Below are 21,430 nucleotides of genomic sequence, written 5' to 3' on the forward strand. Positions count from 1 at the left end.
TCACGCGCCTCTGATCTCGCGTATGCCCTTACGCAACCGACGGCGCAGCAACGTGCGCAACGTGACGCCGTCGGCGTAGCCCACCATGTCGGCAATCCTGTCGACGCTGTTGCTGCTGGTCTTCAGCAGATGCACGGCACGCTCGATGCGCAGGTCCTGCACATGCGAGACCGGCGTCTTGCCCAGCACGTCGCGAACGCGCCGCGCCAGCGTGCGCTTGCTGGTCGCCAGCTCACTGGCGGCGGCATCCAGATTGAAACCCTTGTCGAGATGCGCGCGCGCCCAGCGGTCGAAACGCTCGACCAGCGGATCGGCGTGAGAAAGGTGATCCGAAATGATGTACGCCGACTGCGACGGCCGCGAGTCGACCACCAGGTAATTCGCCACCAGCGTGGCCAGTTCGGGACTGGTCTGGCGAATCAGCCATAGCGTCATGTCGATGTGGCTGAACGCGGCGCCCGCCGTCACGAACTGTCCGGAGTTGACGAGCATATGGCTCGTGTCGAGACGCACGGACGGATAGCGTTGACGAAACAGCGGCGCCAGCCACCAGGTGGTGGTGGCGTTGTGCTGCGCCAGCAAGCCGCTTTCAGCCAGCACGAACGTACCGACGCACGCCGCGGCGATGCGCACGCCCGTCTCCGCCCAGCCACGCAGTGCCACGGCGGCTTCGGCCACGTCCGCGCGCGCCAGCGCCGCCTGCAGCGACTCGGGCATCTTGTAGCCGAGCGCCGGCACGATCACCAGATCCGGCGCCGGGCAGTCCGCCAGCGGCCGCACGGGAACGCTCAGGCCTTGCGCGCTTTTGACCTTGCGACGCACGCCGGCGACCGAAACCTGAAACGGTTCACCCGGCCACGCCTGCAATGCGGAGAGTTCGTTCGCCGTGGTCAACGCATCCAGCACGATGGCGAGTCCCGTGTCGAATACGCCTTCCAGCGCCAGCACCGTGATATTCATGGCTCGATCGATACCAAAGATGTCAATCGTGCCAGCATCCCAGATGCCTTCCGCGCTGTAAAGTGGGATCGGTCGCAAGCGTTGCGATCCCACTCACTCGGAGAGACTCATCATGATCAAGTACGCACTGTTCGCGCGCTTTGAAGCGAAGCCCGGCAAGGAAGCAGACGTGGCGGCTTTTCTGGAAAAAGGGCTGGAGCTGGCGAATCAGGAAACCACCACGCCGATCTGGTTTGCGTTGAAATTGTCGGATCGTGTGTTCGGTGTGTTCGACGCGTTCCAGGACGAAGCGGGCCGCGACGCGCATCTGAGTGGGCCGATCGCCAAGGCGTTGATGGGCAGCGCCGACGAGTTGTTCGTGGCGCCGCCGGAGATCGCGAAGATCGAGGTGCTTGGGCTGAAGAATCAGGCGGTGTAAACCTGCGTCACGCCGCGCCCGAAACCGGGCGGGGCGGATTGGCCCGCCCAGTGTGGATACGCGGCGATGCCGCCACGCCACACACACTGCACTGTTACGACCCGGCGCGGAACTCGATGCGCCGGTTCCTTGCGCGCCCATCCGTCGAATCGTTCGACGCGATCGGCTGATCCGGACCGACGCCGGTGGTCGTCATCTGCTGCGGGGAGATGCCCTTGGCGACCAGATAGCCCTTCACCGCATCCGCGCGCGCCTGGCTCAGCGCGATATTCGACGAGCGATTACCCGAGTTGTCGGTGTGACCGATGATCGCCACGGTTCGGGTCGTCATCTTCTGCATGGCGGCTGCCATCTGATCGAGAATCAGCCGGCCTTGCGGCGTGAGCGTCGCGCTGCCGGTTTCGAATTCGATCGTGCGGTTGGCCAGCGTCTGATCGAGCAGCCCCTGTTCGGACGCGCTCACGCGCAGTCCGTTCTTGATCGTGTAGGTCGGGTTCAGCGCATTCGCCATGTCGCTCGCGAGTTGCTGGCGCTGCGATTCGTTATGCACTTCGCCCTTTACGTCGATCTGCGTGCCGTCGATCTTCAACTGGCCTTTGCTGATCTGCTTCAACTGCGGGCCGATCAGTTTTTGCACGTTGGCCGACCAGTTGGGCGGCGTCGCGACGTCGGCCACTTCGATCTGATCGACCACATTGGCCGCGCCATACGTGTCGCGCAGTTTCGCGAGCACGGCGGCCTTGGTCGCTTCGTCGGGCACCTTGCCGCCGACCACCACCTGACCCGGCGTTGCATTGGCGGGCGGCGGCGCAGCGGTGATCGCGCCGGTGCCGGCGCCGGTCGTGCCGCTGGCGAGGCCCGCGGTGGTGACTGCGGGACCGGCGGTGCCCGTTTGCGCGGACGCCGTGCCCGGCAGCACCGTAGTGTGAATCGCCATGCCGTTGTTGTCGACCGGCGTGACGCGCGCCGGGCCGTCGTTGTCGGCCTGCGCGGCGGCGCTGAGCAGCAGCCCCGCGAGCAGCGCGGCCATGCGAATGCGTGGGCTGCCTGAGGTACGGGAGGTGCTTGAGGTACGTGGGTTCAGCATCGTGTCACGCTCCCGTGAAGGCTTCGCGGAACGTGTCGATGCTGACGCGCAGCGACAGTTGCGGTTGGTCGAGGTAACTGACGAGCTTGCTGATGCCATGATCGTTTTGTGCGTGTTCGTCGATCCACTCGGGATCGTCGATATCGATGTTATGTGCCGCATACGACTGCGGGTCGACCACGCTGTGCAGCGTTTTGGCCGAAGCGCCGTTAAAGCCGATGATGAGCCGCTCGCGCTCGGCAATCGTGCCGATGAAAATGGCCAGTTCGAAATCCGCCTGGGCGACGAACGGCGCGATCAGTTCGAGCCAGAACGCGGCCACCAGACTGCGGTAGAACGGGTCGTTCGGCAGCGGCAAGGTGAGCCCGCGTTCGAGATGCGACGAGCCGCTTTGCATCACCGGACGCAGCAGCGAGCCGAGCGCCAGCATCGCGCCGCGCAGACGCACCGGGTGGCCGCTCGCGAGCAGCATCTGTTCGAGACCGGCGAGCGTCTGATGCTCGACGAAGTCGTTGAACGTGCCGTCGTGCGGATTGCCGGGACCGCCGCCAATCTCGATCGGCACCATCGTCTCGCCGAGCGCCTGCAGCGCGCCGGCCGGCTCGCTCGCGCCGAGCAGCGGCTTCATTTGCGAAGCGATGCGCGACCATAGGCGCGCGAACGCGAGCGGGCTGTGCGCGAGGAAGGTCAGCGGCTTTTCGACTTCGAGCGCCGTGGCGGCGAGAAACGGAAAGCGCCGCGACGACTGATCGTGGCTCGCCACCATGTGGCCGGCGATGGCCAGCTTGCTGCGCGAACCGAGGAACGCGAAGTGCATCGGCTTGGCGTTTTCGTAGACGATCTTCCAGCGCGGATCGTCGGTAAGCAGTTCCATGGCTTCCGCGATCCAGCGGTCGAGCGTGGCCAGCAACTGCGGGTTATGCGCGCTCTTCACGAAGTCGCCGCGCGACGGAATCTTGCCGAAATAGGCGATTTGCGCCTGGACGGTCTGCGTCATTGCGCACTCCCTGTGTTCGAAACCGCGGCAGCGGCGGTCGCCGGCGCGTTGACGGGCGCGGGGCTGGGCGCGGCGCCCGGGCCACCCGCAGCCGTTGCATTGACCGAATTGGCCGCCGCGCTCACGTCCGCCACCGACGACGGCAGACGCAGGCCGCGCAGGCTTTGTTGTTGCGGCGCGTCGCTGCTGGCGCTCGAGGCCTGCGACGTGCTGATGATGCGCATGCTGACCGCCACCGTGATATTGCCTTGGGTCCACGTCAGGTCGAAGGTGCCGTCCGGACGACGCTTGCGTTGCGCCGAGTTGATCAGCTTCTCCAGACCGTAGCGGCCCGGCTCGTTCACCAGTTGCAGCGTGCGGCCGTCGAAGGTCGTGGCGTTCAGCGTCGCGCCCGGCGAACCCGACGGATTCGGCCACACGAAGTTGGTCCACTGCGGCGGCGTATTGCGGTAACGCATCTGCTGACCGTCGATCGCGAGCGTGTATTCCGTGGTGCCGCTGCTAGGCTGCGGCAGGATCTGGAACACGGTCTGCGGTTCGGCCGAACCTTGCGCTCCCGCGCCACCACCCGCCGCACCGCCGGCAAGCGGCGCCACCCAGCGCGCGAAGCCGCTGGTGAAGTCCGGTGTCAGCGCGAGACCCATGTCGCCCCATGTGCGTGCCGTCAGCGTGTCGCCACGGCGCACCGCGAGCGGCCCGAGGGTCGTGCCGACGAACTTGGCGATCGCGCCGTCCGGCCCGAACACCTGGGCGATTTCACTCGCACCGGCTTCGACCTTGGCGTCGCCCGCGAACGGGTACTTGGTCGCCAGCGATCCCTGGAAGGTCTGATAGACCTGGGCGTTCCACACCTTGTTGACTTCGACGCTGGCCGGCTGGATCACCACCGCGTAGGCGGCCATCAGCGGACGCACCAGCAGCGGACGCAGCGCCTTGCGTTGCGAGTCGGTGAGGCCGGTGAGCATCTGCTCGTCGACGTACTTCAGCGAATCGGCCAGTTCGGAACCGCTGCCGTCGAGCGTCTGTTGCATCAACTGACGCGCGCCCGGTCCCGGATCGCCCTGGTTCTTGATCACGTTGAAGCGCGTGCGGACCTTGGACAGCGTGTCCATATAGCCCTTGAGCATCGAGCCGTTGTCGCCGGTCTGGACGATGCGGCCCAGCGCCGAGAACTCCTGGCCGATCGGGCCCATCGGCATTTCGACCGGATTGCCGTTGATGTCGATGTTGGCGTTCAACTGACCGGTCGGCGCCCGCGAGAACAGGTTCTTGAACCAGCTGGTGGCGCCCGATTGCGCGCGCTTCAGGTTCGCGTTGAACAGCGACGGGTTATCCCACGAAGTCTGGTCGTACGCGGTTTCGAGCACCTTGCGGATCGGCGAGTCCTGCGGATCGCCGAGACGGTTCATCGCGTCCACCGCCTGGCCGAAGCTGCCGAAGTTCTGCACAGCGATGCCTTGCATGAACTTCTGCCAGTGCATGGCGTAGTCGGTCTTGTACATCGTGACGAGCGCCTTCTGGATCTGCTCGGGGCTGCCTTCCAGCGTCAGATCGTCGTGCGCGGAGGTGTTGAGCACCCAGTCTTTCGCCTGCAGTTCCTTGGTGGCGGCGTCGCGAATCGCGGGCTGCACGTACTGGAACCACGCCTCACGCGTGAAGGTGCCGGGGATCGCGTAGCTGCCCGCGACCAGCGCTGTATTGTTGTCGCCGACAATGCGGGCGATCGTCATGGGCGCGAAACGGGTCGACGCACGCGCCTTGATTTCCTCGTAGACGCGCTGACGGGCCGGCATGCCGCGCACCACGCGGCGCAGGTTTTCACGGGTCTGGTCGACCAGACCGAGGTTCTCGTCGATCATCGGCCAGTCGTCGTCGGACACGCGCGACAGGTAGAACGTGATCATGCGTTCGGCGCTGCGGATCATCTCGTCGCGCGGCATGTTGCCGCGATTCGTTTCGAGCCAGCCGCGCCAGAAGCGGGCCACCTGATCGGTCAGGTGAGCCGTTTCCACGTGACGCTTGTCGCTCAGCATCAGGTAGGTCTTGAGCGCGTTGTACGCGTCTTCCACGTTGGTCGGCGAAGCGTCGCTATACAGGCCGCCCTGGCTGTTCGCGGCCATTGCCGCATGCGCGGACACCGGCACCGCGGCCGCGTCCGGCGTGCGGTTCAGCGGCGCGAGCTGATCAGGATGCGCGTTGACGTCTTTCAGGAACGACGCGAGATTCTGCGAGACCGGGTCGAGCAGGATCTGCCGCACGCCGTTGTAGTACTCGGTGAGCAGACGCTGTTCGAGACGGTCGCCCTGATACAGACCGAGCGACACCGCGAGCGGCCGGTCGCGGCGGAACTGCTCGAGCTGGTCGATGCGGTCTTCGAGCACGTCCATGGCCTGCATGCGCGACTGCAGATCGTTACGGTTCTGCTGCAGACGCACCACGTTGTCGAGGTCGGCCTGCACGTTCGCGGTGAGCTGTTCGTTGTTCACCGTGGACCACGTCCAGCCGCCGAGCGCCAGCGCCAGCACGGCCACGAAGCCGAAGAACGTCGCATAGCGCATGCGCGTTTTGGCGGGGCTCGCGAATTGCCGGACCGTCTGACGGTCGGCGAAGATCACTTTCGAGAACAGGTCGCGCAGGAAGAAGCCGTTCTTCGAGAACGCGCTATGCGGCTTGGGCAGGCTGTCGGCGCTCAGGCCGAAACGGGTGGCGATGCGGGTGGCTGCCGCGCTGTTGGTTTCGCCTTCCTGCAAGGCGCTGGTGAAGTAGAAGCCGCGGAAAATCGGCTTGTATTGGAACGGGTTGGTTTCGAACAGCGTGGCGAGGAACGCGCGCAACGCGGGCTTGATGGTCGAGAATTCGAGCGGGAAGCTCAACTGACCGGGCGACAGCTTGTTGCCGCGATTGATCGACATCTGCGCGACGCTGATTTCTTTCAGGCCGTCGTACAGCTCTTCGAAATGCTCGTCGAACAGGCCGACCACGTCGCGCTTCTCGTCGGGCTGGTAGGGCAGGGTGGCGCCCCACACGCGGTCGTATTCGTGACGCTCGCTGCCGCTGAAAAATTCGGTGAAGCCGGTAATCAGGTCGGCCTTGGTGAACATCACGTACACCGGCGCGAACACTTCGAGCTTCTCGGTCAATTCCTGCACGCGCTGGCGCAGGTTCTTCGCGAGGTTGATCGCGAATTCGGGCTTACTGTTCGTCAGCTCGGCAATGCTCGCCGTGACGATGATGCCGTTGATCGGCGCCTTCGGCCGGAACCGCTTGAGCAGGCCGAGGAAGCCGAGCCATTCGGTGCGGTCTTCGTCGTGTACGGAATAGCGGCCGGCGGTGTCGAGCAGAATGCCTTCGGTCGTGAAGAACCAGTCGCAGTTACGCGTGCCGCCAATGCCGTGAATCACCGCGTTGTTCTTGTCGGCGAACGGGAATTGCAAACCCGAGTTCAGCACCGCGCTGCTCTTGCCGGCCGCCGGGTTGCCGATCACGATGTACCACGGCAGTTCGTACAGCGCCGAGCCGCCCGAAACCTGGCCGATCTTCGAGGTCTTGATGGTCTTTACCGCGTCGACGAGGCGCGTGCGCAGCACGTCGAGTTCCGCCTGGCGCGCGGGCGTGGGCGCCGGACCGGGCTCGGTCTGCTTCTCCGCCTGCTGCTCGAGCATTTCGCCGAGCTTGCGGTTGGCGCGCCGCGCGAGCAGGCGGCGGATCACCCAGACCAGCACGATCAGCGCGAGCACCGCGCCGAACGCGAGAGCCGGCCACATCAGGTCGACCTGCAGGGTTTCCGCGCCGACGAATAAAACAGCGGCGAGCGCGAGCAGGCCGATGATCGAGAGCGTGCGTGTATGGGTCAACACGTTGAGAATGCGTCGCATAAGCCGGTCAGGTCTTGTTGATGTGTGTTATGGCGCGGGGTGTGGCGATCAGCCAGGCGCGCGTGCGGCGTTTGAAATAAAACGAAAGCATATTCAGGCGAAAGCGATGGTGGCGGGATTGTTAAATTCAGATGGGCAGGCACCGAAAAAAGCGCATGGCGCAATGCCGTTATGCAACTGGCATTGCCGCGTTTTGCCGGAAAAATTGATTGAACGCCCCATTGTCAACCTCTTTATTACCCGCTTCACCTTAATGACCCCGCCCAAGGACGAAGCCGGGTTTGTGATATTCGACGTGTCCGAGATCCATCATTTTCCAGCGACCACCCCACGTCAGGCCGACCTGTTCGGCGGTCTGCCCGTATAACTGATAGCCTCGCATAGCCCAGGGATCTTTTTCTGAAATGACGAGCTTGCCGTCGCGCAAAAAAGCGTTGTCCGCGGCAAGACCGTATTGGTGATAGCTCTGAAACGCTGCGGCATTGGTGACGTTGCCCCCCATTTGCGCCAGCCGGTTTTGCCGCTCCGGACTGCGATAACCTTCCAGCAAAGCCATTTCATACCCGTATTGCTCGTGCATGATTTTATACACGAGCAATAAGCGTGTTCGGAAGTCTGCATCGAGCAAATTCCAGTCGCGGCTCGCGTCTTTGAGCGCGGGCCGAATCTGTTCGACTTCCTGCGTGGCGAATACCTCCGGCGGCAGTGGCGGCGGGGGCACGAGCTGTTCGCCGTTCAATAACGCGGCAATTTTCTCGTCCGGTACTCGCGCAGTGTCATCGAATTGGAATAATTGCCGGCCGCGTAAAGCCAATGCCACCAATGGCGGCGTCGCAAGAATACCTGTCGTGGTAAAAATCAGCAAGCGCCGCTTTACCAGTAACTTTTGCATATCAACTGCGGTGGATTGCGAAATTTTTGCCGAGCGTACTAATTGACCGCGAGCATGCGTTGCACCGCGCGATGCCCCGCGCATAACGCGGCCATGAATGGCGAGTGCAACGCCTAATAAAGAGGCGCGCACTGCCGGCAATAGCAGCATTGCGGCGATCAGGACGGCGATGGCGAAATAGGCGAGAAGTACTACGGCAATCAAAGGCGACCCCGGAAATTGGAAACAATTGTATTTTGTAATGCTTGCTCTTAGAATCAGGCCTGCTCGGAGACGAGCCGGAACGGTATTATCACGGCGAATTAAACCAGGATTCAATGAGACAGTGAATGAGTGCGCCGGAAAGTTCGAATTCCAAAGCCCCGCCTAGCCTGTTATCCGATAAGGCTAAAGGCGCTGATGCCAATGGTTCGCGAATTCTCGCGAACCTGGAAGGCCGCGTTGCGCCGCCTACCGAAAAACCGCGCCGGTCCAGGGCGCCACTTCTGCTCGTTGCGCTGCTGGTGATCGCGGCCGGCGGTTGGGGCGCATGGCATATGCAGCAGCGTCAGCATGATGAGACGCTGGCATCGGCTACGTCAGCTTCGCCGGGCGAAGCGGAGAAGCCTGCCGCGACCGCGGCTGTGCCTGCCTCTGCATCGTCGCCGGGCGCCGCGCAGGTCGTCGCGAAAGTGCCGGCGGCGCCGCTGCCGGCTTCGTCGCAAGCGGCCACCATCATCGCCGACGACAGCGACAGCAAAGCCGCCGCCGCGTCAGCACCTGCACCTGCCAGCGGCGCCGACCGCCTGTCGCGTGCGCTGGCCGACGGCGCGGAGCCGAGCAGCGCGCCGACGCCGGTGGCGTCCGCGACATCCGCTTCGGCGGTGCCGGTGCCCGCGGCCAAGCATGGCAAGAGTGCAACCGCGCTCGCCGGCAATAGCAAGCATGAAGCGGCGCACGGCAAGAAGGAAAGCGCGACCGCCAGTGCGGGCAACCGTCATGCGAGCATGCCGACCGCCGTCGCGCAGTCGAAGAAGCAGCGCCCGAACGGCACGGCGTCGAAAGACGATACGGATGCCGATCTATTGGCGGCGCTGGTTGCGCGAACCAAGCCGGCCGACACGAGGCCAGCGGGCGGCAGTGCCACGACCAAAGTGAGCGCCACGCCCGCCAGTGCGAAGCTCGCGGAGCGCGTGAAAGAGTGCGGGCAGCGTGGCTTCTTTGAAGACCAGTTGTGCCGCTGGCGCGTGTGCGACGGTCATTGGGGTAAAGATCCGGCATGTCCGGGTGCGTCGCCGCAAGCCCATCAGCCGTAATTCGGGTCGCGCGCGTCGCGCCTTTACCGTGACGCGCCGCTAACCCCTCGTCGAGTTTCACCTGCCGCCACGGAGTGTGTGCCGTGGCGGCGGCATCGACCGCCATGCGCGTCAGGCGACGCGCATGCGCTTCCACAAAAAATCCAGCTACGCGCGTCACCGTGCGGGGACCTGTTCGTCCTCGCCGGGGCGGCATTGTTGCCGCCGGCTCGCGCAATGTTGCGATCAAAAATAAGAGACATCAATGAAAAGACTTCTTGTAGCAATGACGTGCGTGGCAAGCGTGACGGCCGTTCTGGCCGTTTCCGCGTGCGGCGGCAACAGCCTGACTGCATCCAGCGCTGCACCGAAAGTGATTATCGATAGCGACTACAACACCCTGAGCGATGACGGTCAGCTCGGCGTGATGGCGGCGCAACTGCAGGCGCAGGGTTCGCTGAACGTGCTGGGCATTACGGTCGTGTCCGGCAATCAATGGTTGAAGCAGGGCGTTGCCGACGCGTTGAAATCGGTCGAGCGTCTGGGTGTCGAGAAACAGATCGGCGTGTATGCCGGCGCCAATTACGCGCTGTCGCACGACTTCGCGACCATTCAGGCCGAGCAGAAGCAATTCCCCGGTGGCGACGGCTATCTCGGCGCGTGGAATAACCCCGAGCCGAAATCGGACAGCGACCTTGTCGCGCCGCCGGACGGCTTCGCGACGCACACCAAAGTGCAGAGCAAAAGCGCGGTTGATTTCATTGTCGATTCGGTCAGGCAGAACCCGGGCGAAGTGACGATTCTGGCGATCGGCCCGCTGACCAATATCGCGCTGGCTACGCGGCAGCATCCCGAGATCGTGCCGCTGATCAAGCAGATCATCTACATGGGCGGTGCGATCGACGTACCGGGTAATACCACGCCCACGGCGGAATTCAACTGGTGGTTCGATCCGGAAGCGGCGAAGGCCGTGTTGCATTTGCCGATCAAACAGGTGGTGATTCCGCTCGACGTGACGGACACCGTGAAGATGGACAAGGCGCTATACGATCGTGTCGCGCATGATCCGGCGAAGCAGACCATCATCACGCAATTGTTCAAGACGTTGAACGGCTATGGTTACGATGGCAAGAACGGCTTCGAGACGAATCCGAACTACACCACGAACATCTGGGACACGTTGACGCTCGCGTATCTGATGAATCCTTCGTTCGCCACGCAAACCGTGGATGAATGGGTGGATGTGGATATGAGCTTCGGCGCCAATGACGGCAAGGCTACGGGTTATACGAGTTTGCCGCCGGCGGGCTTGCAGAAGATGACGGTCGTCAAGCGCTTCGACAATCCGGGCTTTTTCAATTTCTACGTGGATCTGTTGACGCGGCCGGTGCCGCTGACGCTGCCGAACTGATCGATTGTTGAGTGTGTTACGTGTTGTTGCGTGCCGCTGCGGACCTGCATCGACACCGCCTCAGGCGGGATGCAGGCCGCGCAGCAATTGTCGTACGCGGGTGAGGTCCTGGTCGACGTGTTCGGCCTGTTCGAACAACTCCGCGAGCCAGTCGACGAAGGCGCGCACGCGCCGCGACACGCGGCGATTTTTCACATAGGCGACGGCGACCGGCATCGGCACCGGTTGCCATTGCGGCAGGACTTCGCGCAACAGGCCTGAGTCGAGGTAGGGTTGCGCCGCGATCCGCGCGGGCTGGATCAGGCCGAGGCCTTGCAGTCCGCAGATGAGGTAGGCCTGTTCGTCGCTGACTTTGACGAAGCCTTTCACCTTGACCTGTTGCGCTTCGCCGTCCACTTCGAAATCGAAATCCACTTCACGGCCGTTATGCGGCGACATGCAGTTGACCGCGACGTGTCCGCGCAGATCGTCGAGATCGGTGGGTGTGCCGTAGCGGGCGAGGTACGCGGGGCTGGCGCAGGTGACGTGTTCGAGCGTGCCCAGGTTACGCGCGACGAGGTTCGAGTCGGGCAATTCGCCGAGCTGGATGCTGCAGTCGATCGCTTCCGAGATCAGGTCGACGGTGCGGTTGCTGATGCTGATGGCCAGGTCGAGATTTGGGTAACGGGTGTGGAAGTTTTCCAGTGCTGGGAGGACGATGGCGCTGGCTACCGCGCCGGGCATTTCGATGCGCAGGCGGCCGGTCAGGTTGTCCGTTGCGTGGCGGATGCTGGCTTCCATGTCGTCTATGTCGGCCAGGATTTGTGTGCAGCGTTCGTAGTAGGCCGCGCCTTCTGGGGTCACGCTCAGGCGCCGCGTTGTGCGGGCTAGTAGGGCTGTGCCTAGCAGGGCTTCCAGGTTCTGGACTGTTGTCGTTGCTGTTGCTCGTGGGATGTTTAACGACTCCGCTGCGCGGGTGAAGCTGTTCGTGTCCACGATGCGGATGAATGTGCGCATTGCAGTTATTCTGTCGATCATGGTTTTTTGCTCCAGTCGGAAATGGTGGTTTTTTTGCCTGCCTGCCTGCCTGCCTGCCTGCCTGGCGGGGTGGTGGGTTTTTGGTGTTGGCCTTTCCTTGTGTTCACGGTGGTCTATTAGCGTTGCCCCTGTGCGGGGCAATGCTCTCAACTTAAGCCCCACTGCATCAAGCGAGTTTGTACGCGAGATGGAAGTGGGGCTTGGCTTTTCTTGGTGGTCTTGGATAAGAGCGTGACGGCTGTACCCGGCATCGGGTCAGGCGGATCACGTCCAGCACACCGGCGAGGCGGTCCAGGCAGTGTCGGACACGCAGCAGGCACCCGCCGAGGATCGGCTTGAGTGCGCCCAGTGCGTACACCCGATTAGGCCGGCTGGCGTGCCCGTCATCGTGCGGCGCATCAAGCTCGCTGAGCAATGTGCAAAGATTGTCAGCGAGGATTTTTGCGCCGAAGTCCTGCTGCAATGCCAGGTAATCGAGGCCCGTGACGGCTTCCAGTCGCAGCCGGTGTTTCAGGCGTTTGAACGCTTCTTCGACGCGCCAGCGCTGATGATAGAGCGCGCCGAACGATGCAGCCGGGTAACGCTCGCTGTCCAGCAGCGAGGTCATCAGCACACGCACTCGACCGCTTGGGGTGACGTCCCGGATCAGGCGTACGGTAGTCGGCCTGCGCATCAGTTCATAGTCGCGGGCATCCTGCTCGCCAGGCGCTTCCAGTGTCACCACATGCTCGGTTTTACCGCTGCGGGCAAAGGCGGTGACGCACTTCCAGTTACGTGCGTCGACGCGCATGCAGAACTCAATATCGCGCTGTGCCAGCGCCGCCACCATCGTGTTGCCGATGTAGCCGCGATCGAGCAGCAGCAGATCGGTACGCGGCTGCAGCACGTCCAGCGCTTCGAACAGCATCTGCCGCTCGGCGCCGTCGGCGGGATGAAGCGCCGCGTGCAGGGTCAGCTCGGAGCCCGGCAGAAACAGTGCAAACGCGTAGTGATCGGCGCGCAGTTCATGGCCGCGACGCGTGCCCACGCGCAGGCGGCTGCCGTCAGCGGCGACCAGCCTCAGGCCGTGCCAGCGCATCGAATCGATATGGGGTTGAGCCAGCGAAATCAGGCGGGCGCGGGCCAGTTCGAACAGGTCGGCCGACAGTCCGCGTCGGGCCTTGCTGAACGCCTGCGCACTGACGGCGCGGCTGCGTGCGCCGTGCTCACCCAGTGCGCCAAACAGCGCGTCGAGCTCGGTCTGCACGCTGGCACACATGCCCGACATCATCAGCGCGGCCATGCGCGGCAAGGTCAGTGTGCGATTGCGGGTAAAGGCGGTGGGAGAACGACGCACGCGATCGGCGAGCGCCGGATCGAGCAGGAAATCGGAGAACTCAGCCAGAAGCCGCGAGGACGCTGGTATTTGAGTTCATATCGTTGATTTATCAGTGAGTTATGTGATGAAGTTTACAGGGGCAATGCCTCGTTTACAAGCACTTTGGGGCTTAAGTTGAGAGCATTGCTGTGCGGGGCGGCACCTACTTCTCTTTGCCGCGGCAAAGAGAAGTAGGCAAGAGAAAGCCGCTCACACCGCTAACTATTAAGCGGGCTTCGTGGTTCACCACCGGCAGTGGTGCATCTGGAATCCGCGCTCTCGCACACTCCGCTCTCGTGACAAAGCCGTCATACATCCTGACTCGCGCCTTGCGCTCGTCAGAGCGGTCTGCATTGAAATCAGGGGCTTCGTTTTCGCGCGCGCGGGCCGTCGGCTTCGCCTCGGCGAGGCGCCGTAATGCGTCGGTAGACCGACGCGTGTCCCGATGTTTTTGACTTACCGTTCGGCACGCGCAGCGCTGCCGGATGGATGACTGCTGTGTCACTAGCGTCGAATGCGCGAGGACACGGATTCCAGATGAGCCACTACCGTGGCTGCGCGGGGGACCCGCTTAAGAATTAGCGGTGTGAGCGGCTTTCTCTTGCCTACTTCTCTTTGCCGCGGCAAAGAGAAGTAGGTGCCCCCCGCACAGGGGGATCGCTAATAGACCACTAAGAAAGCAAGGAAAGGCCAACACCGCAAGCACCGAGGCAAGCAAGCGCAGTGAAGTACAACAACAGAAAAAACAAACCAAACACCCGCGCCGCAGGCAAAAAAACCCCCGCGGCCACGAGCGAAAAAACCCGCAAAAAATTACTTCCGCAAGGAATCCAGATCAATCACAAACCGATACTTGACATCACTCTTCAGCATCCGCTCATAAGCCTCATTAATCCCCTGCATAGCAATTACTTCGACATCGGAAGTAATCCCATGCTCACCGCAGAAGTCCAACATTTCCTGCGTCTCGGCAATCCCACCAATCAACGACCCAGCCAACCGGCGACGCTTGAAGATCAGATTGAACACCTGCGGCGACGGATGATCGTGCTCGGGCGCACCCACCAGCGTCATCGTCCCATCCCGCTTCAGCAGATTCAAAAACGGATTCAGATCGTGCTGCGCCGCCACCGTATTCAGAATGAAATCGAAGCTGTTGGTATGCGCTTCCATCTCCTGCGCATTCTTCGAAATCACCACCTCATCCGCGCCCAACCGCTTCGCATCTTCAATCTTCGACGGCGACGTCGTGAACAGCACCACATGCGCACCCATCGCATGCGCCAGCTTCACACCCATATGGCCCAGTCCGCCGAGGCCGACAATCCCGACCTTCTTGCCAGGACCAGCGCCCCAGGTACGCAACGGCGAGTACGTGGTAATGCCCGCGCACAGCAACGGCGCCACACCCGCCGGGTCGAGATTCTCCGGTACCCGCAGCGTGAATTCTTCGTCGACCACGAGTTGCGTCGAATAACCGCCGTAAGTGATCTGGCCATCCACACGGTCGACACCGTTATACGTGCCCACCCAGCCGTTCTCGCAATACTGCTCGAGATCTTCCTCGCAACTCGCACACGTGCGGCACGAATCGACCAGGCAACCCACGCCAACCAGATCGCCGACCTTGTACTTCGTGACGTCCGGACCCACCGCGCTGACGCGGCCGACAATCTCATGTCCGGGTACCACCGGGAAAACCGTGTTCTTCCATTCGTTGCGCGCCTGATGCAAGTCGGAATGGCACACGCCGCAAAACAGGACTTCCATCTGCACGTCATGGGCGCGCAGTTCGCGGCGCTGGATTTCGAACGGAGCGAGCGGCGCGGTAGCGTCGGTCGCTGCATAGGCGTAAGTCGTGCTCATGGGTAGCTCCAGCAAAGAGGGTGATGTCACAAGGCGATGCCCTCAGGCGACGCGTGGAGTCGCCACAGACAGCCTTGTCTTGAGCCGGGATCACAGCGCCAGCGGTGGTCGACGAATTCGCCGAAGCAGTGAATTGACAACCGAGCCCAACGTGGTGCGGAAAAACTCGATCCGGCAGGGTTCCCATCTTAGGAGCCGACCCTGAACCGGGGAATACCTGAATGTCTTGAAGATTTGCCTAAAACTCCTGGCGGAGAGCGCAGTAGGTCGTTTAGTGCTAAATTTCAAGCATTATTCTCTTGAACGTCACTATACCGTCATGTCAAGTTCCGCTTCTGGTCCCGCTTCTGATCTCGCTTCTGATCCCGTCGCCAGCATGCTCGCGGCCCCGCGCATGGTCGAACTGTTCGACCTGCTGGCGCCGACTCCAGGCTTTACGCGCTCCACGCTGGAAGGCGTCAATCTGATGCGCGCCAATAGTCCGATGCCGCGCATGCCGGTCATGTATGAGCCGAGCATCGTGATTGTTTGTCAGGGCAGAAAACGCGGTTATCTCGGCGACCAGGTGTTCCAGTACGACGCGCAACAGTATCTGGTGCTGTCGGTGCCGCTGCCGTTCGAGTGCGAAACCGAGGCGAGTCCGGAGACACCGTTCCTCGCGATCTCGGTCCGCGTCGATCTGACCATGGTGGCCGAGTTGCTGATGGCGTTGAACGAAACGCAAGGCGCGGCGCAGAACGAACCGCTCGGCGTCTATTCGACGTCGCTCGACCCGGCTTTGTCGAATGCGGTGCAACGCTTGATGGAAGCGCTGGCGTCGCCGCTCGACGCGCGCATTCTCGCGCCCGGTGTGGTCCGCGAAATCTGCTATCGGGTGTTGACCGGCGAGCAGGGCGATGCGATCCGCGCGGCGCTGACGCATCAGAATCATTTCGGGCGCATTGCCAAGGCGCTGCGGCGAATTCATGCCGACTACTACGGCGAGCTCGACGTGGATACGCTGGCCGCCGAAGCCGGCATGAGCCTCGCGGTGTTCCACGCGCAATTCAAAGCGGTCACCGCCACCTCGCCGATGCAATACGTGAAGACCACGCGTTTGCATCACGCGCGCTTGCTGATGGTGCAGGACGGGTTGAGCGCGGGCGCGGCCGCGGCGCGCGTCGGTTATGAAAGCGCGTCGCAATTCAGCCGCGAGTTCAAGCGGCTGTTCGGCCTGAGTCCGGTCGATGAGGTCAAACGCATGCGCACCGTCTACGATCCGCCCACGCCGCGTGTGGTGAAGCCGGTGGCACGTTACGTGACCGCCGTTTAGGCGCGTTCGTGATTTGATGGTTGCGGTTGCAACGGCTACAAACTGCTACAAGCCGCTGAACCAGTTGTACCCCTGGTCTTCCCAATAGCCGCCAGGGTTCGTGTTGGTCACGAAGATCGCCGCGATGTGCTTCGGGTTCTTGAAGCCGAGTTTGGTCGGCACCCGCAGTTTCAGCGGGTAACCGTATTTCGCAGGCAACGGGGCATCGCGGAAGTCGAGCGTGAGTTGCGTTTGCGGATGCAGGGCCGTCGCCATATCTAGGCTCGAATAGTAACGGTCCGCACACTTGAAGCCGACATAGCGCGCGCTCAGATCGGCGCCGATGCGCTCCAGAAAAGTACGGAACGGCACGCCGCGCCATTGGCCGATCGCGCTCCATCCTTCAATGCAGATGTGGCGCGTGATCTGCGAAGCCTGCGGCAACGCGCGCAACTGATCGAGATTCCAGCTGCGCTTGTCCGTGACCAGGCCCGACACTTCGAGCTGATAGGTCGAGCCGTCCACATCCGGCGCATCGAACTCGGGATAGAACGCGTTGAACGGAAACGGGTCGGTGATTTCGTGCGCCGAATAGGTCGGCGCGAGCTTGTTGCGGTCGAACAGCCAGCCTTGCACGCGATCGTTCCAGCGCGACATGGCCCACAGCACCTTGTCGACCGAATCGCCGTCCTGCATGTTGCAGCCGGACAGCATGGCGAGTGCGCCGATCGACAGCGACGAGCGCAGAAACAGGCGCCGCTGCAAACGTTCGATTTGCGGCTGATGATCGCTGAGGACGATCGGCGAGCGGCGCGCCTCGTCGGGACGGGATGCGCTCATGCCTAGGTTCCTTCGTGAGCAGAGGGTTTGGCGTGGCCGGTGAGCATGGGCAGCAAGGTGCGCGGCACCAGCAGCACGAGCGCCAGATGCACGACGACAAATCCGACCACGCCCGCCATGGCGACGAAATGCACGCGCCGCGCGAAATCGAAACCGCCGAATAGCGCGGTCAACCATGAGAACTGCACCGGCTTCCAGATCGACAGTCCCGACGCCACCAGCAGCACGCCGAGCGACAGCACCAGCAGATAGAGCGCACGCTGCACCGCGTTGTAGCGGCCGGTGTCGTGCGGCAGTTTGAAGCGCAGCGCCAATGCCGCGTCATGCACCACGTCGCGCGGATAAACCGGCAACAGCTTGCGGCGGAAATGCCCGCGTCCAATCCCATACGCCAGATACAGCAGCCCGTTCGTGCACAGCAGCCACATGGCCGCGAAATGCCACGCAATCGAACCGCCAAGCCAGCCGCCGACCGTCGCCCACGCGGGAAACCGGAACGGGAAAAACGGCGACGCGTTGTAGATAGCCCAGCCGCTCATCACCATACAGACCATCGCAAACGCGTTGATCCAATGGGTGACGCGGACGACGAGCGGGTGAACGAGTTGACGCTGGCGTGTTTCGGGCATGGCGCGGCAATGACGGCGATGACGGGGCGAACGGGAAACGGAAAGCCGCGTCGTGACAGGACGCGGCCGCTCAAGCAGTTGAAGCGATACGGTCGCGCCGTATTACATCGGCGGCGTGACGCCGTTGACGCCCGCGGAGATGAAGTTGGCGGCCATCGAACCGTCCGCTTCCTTGTGGGCGAACAGCACGACCTTCGCGCCCGGCACCAGCAGCGAACGGTCGCCCGGTTGCAGGTTGACGATCGGCACGTCCGGCGGAATCACGATTTTCTTTTCACCGTCCTTGTACTTCACGGTGATCGTGCGGCCGTTGCTGACCACGAGCGAGCCGACGGTGCCGTTGGTCATCGAGCTGTTGCCGCCCAGATCCCACGGGCGGTGGCCTTCGCCGCTACCGCGCATGCTGGCCGGAAACACGTGGACTTCGAGCGCCTTCAGCGTGCCGTCGGCCTGCGGAATCGCGGCGGTGCCGACATAGCTGTCCGGCTTGATGTCGTTCACGTTGGCGAGCGTGACGCCGCGAATCGGCGTGTCTTTGGCGAGCTTCACGTCGACGTCCTTGCCGTCGCGCGTGTGGACCTTGAGCAGGTCGCCCGACAGCGACGTGACGGTGCCGCGCACGCCGGTGGGCGCGGCGCTCTGGGCTTGCGCGGCGGGTCCGGCGGCGAGCAGCGCGGCGGCGACGAACGCCGGGGCGACGAGCACGCGCAGTGCCTTCGCGGAAACGATCTTCATGGAACGACTCCAGGTGGGTGAGCAAGGGAAGCCGCGACAGGCGCGGCGATGGGGGCAGATTAGGCGCGCGATCGGCTCAGCCGGGTGACCGGCGGATGACAAAAACGTCATGAACGGGGTGGCCCGCGCCACGTAGAATGGTCGTTACCTATCTATCTGTCCGGCGTTTCCAGCGCGCGTCAGCCCTATGAGCATTCTCGTCATTGAAGACGATCCGAAAACCGGCGACTACCTGAAGAAGGGTTTGCGCGAGAGCGGCTATGCGGTCGATCTCGCCCGCACCGGCACGGACGGTCTGCACATGGCCCTCGAACAGACGTATGAACTGGTGGTGCTGGACGTGATGCTGCCCGGCATCGACGGTTGGGAAATCATGCGCGCGCTGCGGGCGCGACGCGATCTGCCGGTCATTTTCCTGACCGCGCGCGACCACGTCAGCGATCGCATTCGCGGTCTCGAACTCGGCGCGGACGACTATCTGGTCAAGCCGTTTTCGTTCACCGAACTCGTACTGCGCATTCGCACGCTGCTGCGGCGCGGCGTGATCCGCGAAAGCGACGTGTTCGAGATCGCCGACCTCAAGCTCGACGTGCTGCGTCGCAAGGTGACGCGCGAAGGCGTGGAGATTGCGCTGACCAATAAGGAATTCATGCTGTTGCACCTGCTGGTGCGACGTCAGGGCGAAGCGCTGTCGCGCACGCAGATCGCCTCTGAAGTGTGGGATATGAATTTCGACAGCGATACGAATGTGGTGGACGTCGCCGTCAAACGGCTGCGCGCCAAGGTCGATCATCCGTTCGAGAAGAAGCTGATCCACACGGTGCGCAGCATCGGCTACACGTTCGGCGACGGCTCATGAGCTGGTGGGCCGAGCGGTCACTGACGGCGCGCACCACGGTGCTGTTCGCGTCGATTGCCTGCGTGGTGATCGGCACGCTCGGCGCGTATTTCTATCACTCCGCCGAAGTATCGCTGGAGCGCCGCGCCGACGTCGTGCTGACCGGCCGTGTCGAGCACTTCAGCCGTATCGTTCAGGATATGTATTCCGTCAGCGAATTGAAGGAGCGCCCGCTACTGTTCGAAACCATGTTGGGCGGAGAGGCGGACGTGCTGCTGTTTCGCCGGCCCAACGAGACGCCGTTTATCGACGTCAATCCGGCTGGCATCGCGGTGCCGCCGTTGCAGGCCGCGCCGTCGGGCCGCCTGCCGACCTTCGCCGAGATTCGCCGCACCGTGCTGGCGGACGGCGTGCCGGTGCATTGGGCGATCGCGACAGCCAAGGCGCGCGAGGACGGCGCCGAAGTCGAAGTGATTGCCGCGCATCCGATGACCCAGGAAGTGCGCATGCTCGCGGCGTATCGCAACCGCATCCTGCTGGCCACGCTGTGCGGCATGCTGGCGTCCACGCTGCTCGCTTACTACGTGTTGCGCCGCGCGTTGCGGCCGGTGCGCGAGATCGCCACGCGCGCCGCGCAGATCAGTCCGGCGAGCCTCGCGGTGCGGCTCGACAGCGACGCCGCGCCGGTCGAGTTGCGCCAGCTCACGCACGCGTTCAACGCGATGCTCGACCGTCTCGCGGATGGGTATCAGCGCTTGTCGCAGTTTTCCGCCGATCTGGCGCATGAAATCCGCACGCCGATCGGCGCGCTGATCGGCCAGACCCAGGTCACACTCGCGAAACCCCGCGAGCCCGACGAGTATCAGCAGGTGCTCGAATCGAATCTGGAAGAGCTGAACCGCCTGAGTCACATTGCCGAGAACATTCTGTTTCTGGCGCACGCGGATCATGCGGCGCTGTCGGTCGATCGGGAAACGGTCGACCTGCGTGAGGAACTCGTCAGAATCGCCGACTATTTCGAAGGTCTCGCCGACGAGCGCGGCATGCGCTTCACGATCGAGGCGACCGGATCAGTCTCCGCCGATCCGATGCTGTGCCGGCGCGCGATCAACAATCTGGTCGTGAATGCGGTGAGATATGGAGCGCCCAACACGGTGGTGCGCTTGAGCGGCGCAAACGACGAAACGGGCGCGACCGTGGTGGTGGAGAACGACGGTGCACCGATTCCGGAGGATCAGTTGCACCGGCTGTTCGATCGTTTCTACCGGGCGGATGCGGCGCGCAGCGAGTTCACCGAATCGAGCGGGCTGGGGCTCGCCATCGTCAAGGCGATCATGCATCTGCATGGCGGCGCCGCACAGGCGGCTTGTCCCGCGCCCGGCGTGGTGCGCTTCGAATTGCGCTTTCCGCGTGCCTGATCGCGAACGGGCCAACCATCTAACGACCGCGCGGGCGTATTTCAGCGCATGGCGGGTAACGTCGATACCGGGATGATTGCGCAACTGGCTACCGCTTTCCGCTCTCGATACGATGGTGTGACCCATTTCCCCTATCCGGAGAGAACACCATGAAGCGGTTTCACATAGCCCTTGCGGTCGCCGACCTTGACACTTCGATTGCCGACTACAGCCTGCGTCTCGGGCAAGCGCCCACCGCGGTGGTGTCCGGTCAGTACGCCATGTGGCGTACCGATCTGCTCAACTTCTCGATCAACATGACGCCGGAAAAAGCGGGCCAATTGCGCCACATCGGCTTTGAGGACGACGCGGCCGAGGGCTTCACGAAGAGCGTCGACGTGAACGGCCTCGAATGGGAGCACTTTTCGGCGCAGGAACAGGATCGGCGTATCGAGAGTACTTATGGCCACGCGGTCCGCGCGGATCGAAGCTGAGGCAGGCGGCATTGCGTTGGCCATGACCACGCGGTGACCGCCCGGACTCAGC

18 protein-coding genes are annotated in these 21,430 nt (G+C 62.9%); 7 read left to right on the forward strand and 11 right to left on the reverse strand.

Translation table 11 applies throughout. The annotated features are described in order from the left end of the window. Window positions 1-960: a GlxA family transcriptional regulator gene (locus FA94_RS26085; RefSeq protein ID WP_035556643.1), complete on the reverse strand. Its 960-nt coding sequence runs from the start codon at window positions 958-960 to the stop codon at window positions 1-3. 112 nt (window positions 961-1,072) lie between these two features. Between FA94_RS26085 and FA94_RS26090 the strand changes: the two genes are divergently transcribed. Continuing rightward, on the forward strand, window positions 1,073-1,378 hold the full coding sequence (locus tag FA94_RS26090; protein WP_035556646.1) for a putative quinol monooxygenase: 306 nt from the start codon (window positions 1,073-1,075) through the stop codon (window positions 1,376-1,378). A 94-nt stretch (window positions 1,379-1,472) separates the two neighbouring features. Here the strand turns inward: FA94_RS26090 and FA94_RS26095 are convergent, their stop codons facing one another. From FA94_RS26095 to FA94_RS26110, 4 genes are all read right to left on the reverse strand, one after another. Then, window positions 1,473-2,465 carry an OmpA family protein gene (locus tag FA94_RS26095; RefSeq protein ID WP_035556649.1) on the reverse strand — a complete coding sequence of 331 codons (993 nt, stop codon included), beginning with the start codon at window positions 2,463-2,465 and terminating at the stop codon, window positions 1,473-1,475. A gap of 4 nt (window positions 2,466-2,469) precedes the next feature. Beyond that, window positions 2,470-3,462, reverse strand: coding sequence for a type VI secretion system-associated protein TagF (gene tagF, locus FA94_RS26100; RefSeq protein WP_035556651.1), 993 nt, complete (start codon window positions 3,460-3,462; stop codon window positions 2,470-2,472). Next, window positions 3,459-7,337 (reverse strand): type VI secretion system membrane subunit TssM, encoded by a 3,879-nt coding sequence (gene tssM / locus FA94_RS26105; protein ID WP_035556654.1) that lies wholly within the window; start codon window positions 7,335-7,337, stop codon window positions 3,459-3,461. The genes tagF and tssM overlap by 4 nt, the downstream gene beginning before the upstream one ends. A 250-nt stretch (window positions 7,338-7,587) precedes the next feature. Next, window positions 7,588-8,433, reverse strand: a complete 846-nt coding sequence (locus FA94_RS26110; protein ID WP_035556656.1) for a M15 family metallopeptidase — start codon at window positions 8,431-8,433, stop codon at window positions 7,588-7,590. Between the two features lie 125 nt (window positions 8,434-8,558). Here FA94_RS26110 and FA94_RS26115 point away from each other — a divergent pair, with 125 nt between their 5' ends. Together FA94_RS26115 and FA94_RS26120 are read left to right on the forward strand one after the other, a co-directional pair. Continuing rightward, window positions 8,559-9,524, forward strand: coding sequence for a prolipoprotein diacylglyceryl transferase (locus FA94_RS26115; protein WP_035556659.1), 966 nt, complete (start codon window positions 8,559-8,561; stop codon window positions 9,522-9,524). A 244-nt stretch (window positions 9,525-9,768) separates the two neighbouring features. Beyond that, window positions 9,769-10,914: a nucleoside hydrolase gene (locus FA94_RS26120; RefSeq protein WP_035556660.1), complete on the forward strand. Its 1,146-nt coding sequence runs from the start codon at window positions 9,769-9,771 to the stop codon at window positions 10,912-10,914. Between the two features lie 60 nt (window positions 10,915-10,974). Here FA94_RS26120 and FA94_RS26125 read toward each other — a convergent pair whose 3' ends face one another. The 3 genes from FA94_RS26125 to FA94_RS26135 form a co-directional block, all read right to left on the reverse strand. Continuing rightward, on the reverse strand, window positions 10,975-11,931 hold the full coding sequence (locus tag FA94_RS26125; RefSeq protein WP_035556662.1) for a LysR family transcriptional regulator: 957 nt from the start codon (window positions 11,929-11,931) through the stop codon (window positions 10,975-10,977). A 166-nt stretch (window positions 11,932-12,097) separates the two neighbouring features. Continuing rightward, window positions 12,098-13,336: an IS4 family transposase gene (locus FA94_RS26130; protein WP_353611449.1), complete on the reverse strand. Its 1,239-nt coding sequence runs from the start codon at window positions 13,334-13,336 to the stop codon at window positions 12,098-12,100. A gap of 765 nt (window positions 13,337-14,101) precedes the next feature. Then, window positions 14,102-15,154: an NAD(P)-dependent alcohol dehydrogenase gene (locus FA94_RS26135; RefSeq protein ID WP_035556664.1), complete on the reverse strand. Its 1,053-nt coding sequence runs from the start codon at window positions 15,152-15,154 to the stop codon at window positions 14,102-14,104. Between the two features lie 376 nt (window positions 15,155-15,530). On the opposite strand from FA94_RS26135, the gene FA94_RS26140 reads away from it, so the two are divergent. Continuing rightward, complete coding sequence (locus FA94_RS26140; protein WP_035556667.1) at window positions 15,531-16,466, forward strand: AraC family transcriptional regulator; 936 nt, start codon at window positions 15,531-15,533, stop codon at window positions 16,464-16,466. A gap of 45 nt (window positions 16,467-16,511) precedes the next feature. Here the strand turns inward: FA94_RS26140 and FA94_RS26145 are convergent, their stop codons facing one another. From FA94_RS26145 to FA94_RS26155, 3 genes are all read right to left on the reverse strand, one after another. Then, the gene (locus FA94_RS26145) at window positions 16,512-17,285 is read right to left on the reverse strand and encodes a molybdopterin-dependent oxidoreductase (protein ID WP_035556669.1); all 774 of its coding nucleotides are present in this window, start codon (window positions 17,283-17,285) and stop codon (window positions 16,512-16,514) included. Between the two features lie 2 nt (window positions 17,286-17,287). Next, on the reverse strand, window positions 17,288-17,914 hold the full coding sequence (locus FA94_RS26150; RefSeq protein ID WP_035556672.1) for a cytochrome b/b6 domain-containing protein: 627 nt from the start codon (window positions 17,912-17,914) through the stop codon (window positions 17,288-17,290). Between the two features lie 102 nt (window positions 17,915-18,016). Next, a complete protein-coding gene (locus tag FA94_RS26155) occupies window positions 18,017-18,649 on the reverse strand; it encodes a hypothetical protein (protein ID WP_035556675.1) in 633 nt (210 codons plus the stop codon). Between the two features lie 187 nt (window positions 18,650-18,836). Between FA94_RS26155 and FA94_RS26160 the strand changes: the two genes are divergently transcribed. The 3 genes from FA94_RS26160 to FA94_RS26170 all read left to right on the forward strand — a co-directional run bounded on the left by FA94_RS26160 (window position 18,837) and on the right by FA94_RS26170 (window position 21,378). Continuing rightward, window positions 18,837-19,508: a heavy metal response regulator transcription factor gene (locus tag FA94_RS26160; RefSeq protein WP_035556678.1), complete on the forward strand. Its 672-nt coding sequence runs from the start codon at window positions 18,837-18,839 to the stop codon at window positions 19,506-19,508. After that, window positions 19,505-20,905, forward strand: a complete 1,401-nt coding sequence (locus FA94_RS26165) for a heavy metal sensor histidine kinase (RefSeq protein WP_035556681.1) — start codon at window positions 19,505-19,507, stop codon at window positions 20,903-20,905. Before FA94_RS26160 ends, FA94_RS26165 begins: the two co-directional genes overlap by 4 nt. Before the next feature lie 149 nt (window positions 20,906-21,054). Further along, window positions 21,055-21,378 carry a VOC family protein gene (locus FA94_RS26170; protein WP_035556684.1) on the forward strand — a complete coding sequence of 108 codons (324 nt, stop codon included), beginning with the start codon at window positions 21,055-21,057 and terminating at the stop codon, window positions 21,376-21,378. Window positions 21,379-21,430 lie beyond the last annotated feature (52 nt).

The sequence above is a fragment of the Burkholderia sp. 9120 genome (assembly GCF_000745015.1).
In the GTDB taxonomy this organism is placed as follows: Bacteria; Pseudomonadota; Gammaproteobacteria; order Burkholderiales; family Burkholderiaceae; genus Paraburkholderia.